Genomic DNA, 3,644 nt, shown 5'->3' on the forward strand with positions numbered 1-3,644 from the left:
GCAGGCGCTCTCCGGCCATCGCCACCAGGGTGCCGTCGACCCGGACACCCAGGTAGGTGCCGAGTTCGTGGGTGCGCGGCCAGAAAGGTCCCGGCCCGGTCCGCGCGACGAGACCGAGCATCTCGGGCACGCTCTCCGCGCCCAGTTCGACCGCACCGGTGCCGGATCCGGAGTCCGCTCGGCCGGGGCGGGCGCCCCCGGGCCAGGTCATCTGACGGCCCTGGAGACTGAAGACCGGCTCCCAATCCGGCGGCGGGACCGCCGGACAGCTGAACATGTCCGCGAAGGCGCCGGGACCCAGCAGCTCGGCAAGGTCGGCCCAGTCCTCCGTGTCCGCGTCGGTGGGCACGGCGGAGAACGTCGCCACTTCCGTGAGGTAGGTGGCGGCCCGGCCGCGCCGGCGGCCGAGACGCGCGTGCCGACCGACGAGTGAGCTGCCCACGGGGTCATCGAGCACCGGGTCGTCGTCGTTCGTCATCGTGCGGTTCCTTTCTCGGTGGGCGCGGTGGCCGGGCAGCTCGCGCCGGTCCCGCCCGCGCCCCGGACGCGGCACCTTCGGCATACTCGTGCGAGCCGCACACGGGCACCCGGGACCGGGGCGGGACGCCCTCCAGCCCGATCAGCACGACGCCCATGACAGGGTCCGTGCCGGGGGCGCGGCCGGCTCCTCGAACGTGAACGCACCCCGGGCCAGGAGCCTTCCGGCGATCCCGCCCCCCGTGCGGGGCCCCGCGCGGGTGCGGAGCAGCCGCTCGCACGGCTGCTCCGCACTCCTGGGCCGGTCAGTTGACGGTCAGGACCGCCGTGTTGTTCGTGAGGTCCGGGTCGAAGCCGAAGGGGTACTCGCCGAACTCGCCGTACGGGGGGTGGATGCTCACGGCGCCGGACGCGCCGGGCACCACGGTGCCGACGCGCACGGAGAACGCGAACGTGCGCCGGGTGTCCTCCAGCACCCAGTACCGCAGGTCGCAGTCGTAGCGCGGGGCGCCCGTCCGCTTCGGGTGGTAACCGCCGGCGAGGGTGCGCGGGTAGCAGCCGGACGGCACGCCGGTGACCTCGGTGCCCTCGGGCACGATCAGCCGGACCTCCGCGACCGGGTCGCCGGAGCCGAGGTTGCCGAACCAGGCCGGGCCGTTGTTCTTGAACGTGAGCTCGGCCGTGACCGTCTCACCCGCCGCGCCGGAGACGGCGTCACCGGTCACGGAGAAGTCCGCGGTGTTGTCCGCGCCGATCTGGAGGACCGCGTAGTCGTTCCCGGAGTCCAGGTCCTGGGCCCCGCCGCCCGGCTCGACGTCGATGTCGAGCCGCTCGTTCAGCGCGTGCGGGGCGAGCCGCACCGTCAGCGGCTCGGGCAGCTCGAAGGAGTCGCCCGGCGCCAGCACCTGGTCGAACGTGCAGTTCGCCTTGTTCGACGGTGCGTAGTCGGTGCCGTCCGTCGTGGTGTAGGCGCAGGCGTCGTACCGGGTCAGATCCGTCAGGCCGTACGAGGCGTGCAGCGCCAGGGTGAACCCGTCCGCGCTCTCGTTGCCGTTGTTGGTGACCTTGAACGGGACCGTCCGCTCGTCACCGGGCCGAGCGCCCTCGACGTCGGTGACGGGGCCGATGGCGAGGTCGGGCCCGGAGCCGACGGTGAGCGTGGTCTCGAAGCTCTCGTGCGGCGCGGTGAGCGTGCCCTCGGGCCCGCCGGCGGCCGTCGCCTCGTAGGTGATCCTGCCCTGCGCGCCGGCTTCGGCGCCGTCGGCCGCGCGCACCGTCAGGAACACCTGGTCCTCGTAGTCGCCCCCGATCGCGGGCACCACCGGGATGTCGCACACCGCCCCCGTGCCGCTCGCCGTGCAGTTGCCGGGCCAGGACACCTCGGCGACCCCGGTGAGGCCGGAGACGTCGACGGTGAGTCTGCCGTCGGTCACCGTGAAGTTGTCGTTGTCGTGGTAGAGGCCGATGCCGAGGGTGCGGGACTGCGGCTGACCGCCGTCCGTGCCGAGCGGCAGTGTCTGTTCGTACGGTGGGTTGATCCACAACTGGTCGGTCTGCGGCGGGTCGTCGTCAGCGAACGCGGGCGCGGCGAGGCCGGCAGTCAGCAGGCCGGCCGCCACCGCCACGGCGGCGCCGGATCTGAGACGTATCGGGCGTCCGGCAGAGAACAGTCTCATTGCTACCCCCCAAGGGTGTGGTGACGTGAGGGACACGCCGGGAACCCCGGCGCACCGGCAAGATCATCACATGGCAGGGCGGCTTGCCGCGCCCGGTTTCCGGCTTGTCGCAGGACACCCGGCTGCCGGCCGACTCGCCTGCTCTCCTGGGGCATCGAGGACATCGAGGAGCTGGCAGGCCGGGCCCTCCACCGGTTGAGGCACGTGGTGCCGGGACCGGTGCAGATGGTCACCGAACCCGGAGGGGAGGCAGCCGGCCCCACGTGCGGTCGTGCCGCGTGTGACGGCAGCGGCAGCGGCAGGCGTGCGCGTGCCGGTGGCGACCCCTTCGTCCTTGCCGGCGAAGGCATGACGGAGCTGTGCCGCAGAGGTCTCGGGCCCGGGCGGGCGTTCACGGGAGCGGACCGCCGCCGCCCGTCCACGTTCGGCAGCTGACCGGCTTCACCGGCGTCCGCCCGGCGCTCCCGCGACCGTTGCCCGTTCCTCCCCCGCCCCGCCGGAAGGGTCCGCGGAGGCTCTGCCGGCCTCAGACCGTCGGCACGGCGTGGGTGCGGATCGTGTGCCAGGCCCGGTCGATATCGGCCTCGTCCGCGTAGGGAGAGCCCACGGCTGCTCGCAGTACGAGCTGACCGTCCACGGTGTCGGGTGTGCACAGCACCCTGGGGTCGCCGGCCAGACGTTCGCTCAGGGCACGGGTCTGTTCGTCGGTGTCGCGGCGGAAGACGACCAGGCCGAGGCGGTGGGCGACGAGCCGGAAACCCGGCTCCTCCTCGACCGACCGGGCCAGCAGCGCGGCGAGACGCACGTCGTGGCGGATCACCTGGCGCAACCCGTCGAGGCCGTGGGCACGCATGACGTACCAGAGCTTCAAGGCGCGCATGGGACGCCCCAGCGGGATCTGCCAGTCCTTGAAGTCGACGGTCGTCCCGGAGTCGCTGGCGGAGTTGCGCAGGTAGGAGGGGGCCGTGCCCATGGCATGGGTGAGGGAGCTGCGGTCGGCGACCCACATGACGTCGCAGGGGGTACCGGTGCGCATCCACTTGTGAGGGTTGACGGCATAGGAATCCGCGAGTTCGAGTCCCGCGCTGCCGTCCCTGAACTCGGGGCAGAGCGCGGCGTTGCCGGCGTAGGCGGCGTCCACGTGCAGCCAGACGCCACGCTCGCGGCAGACCGCGCCGATCTCGGGGACCGGGTCGTAGGCGCAGGTGGCGGTGGTGCCGACGGTGGCGACCACGGCCGCTGGTACCAGCCCGGCGGCCCTGTCGTCGTCGAGGCGGCGGGCGAGCGCGGCCGGATCCATCACATGGGCGCCGGGAACGACCGGCACCAGGACCGCTTCACCTGCCCCTGCGATCCGCACCGCCTTGAAGACACACGAGTTGGCCTGGTCCGTGCAGTACACGCGGTAACGGCCCTCGGTGCCGTGCTGTCGCCAGCGCCCGTCCGAGGCCCGGTGCAGCGCGGCGACCACCGAGACCAGAACGGCGGACG

The 3,644-nt window shown here is 72.9% G+C and carries 3 protein-coding genes; all 3 read right to left on the reverse strand.

Features of this window, described 5'->3' with window-relative positions; genetic code table 11:
- Positions 1 to 478 (reverse strand): GNAT family N-acetyltransferase (locus VN520_RS28800; protein ID WP_325749883.1); only part of this gene is annotated, 478 nt, incomplete at its 3' end.
- A 304-nt stretch (positions 479 to 782) separates the two neighbouring features.
- Positions 783 to 2,153 carry a hypothetical protein gene (locus VN520_RS28805; RefSeq protein ID WP_325749884.1) on the reverse strand — a complete coding sequence of 457 codons (1,371 nt, stop codon included), beginning with the start codon at positions 2,151 to 2,153 and terminating at the stop codon, positions 783 to 785.
- 526 nt (positions 2,154 to 2,679) lie between these two features.
- Positions 2,680 to 3,644 (reverse strand): pyridoxal phosphate-dependent decarboxylase family protein (locus VN520_RS28810; RefSeq protein WP_325749885.1); only part of this gene is annotated, 965 nt, incomplete at its 5' end.

It is taken from the genome of Streptomyces sp. (assembly GCF_035563135.1).
Taxonomy (GTDB): Bacteria; Actinomycetota; Actinomycetes; order Streptomycetales; family Streptomycetaceae; genus Streptomyces.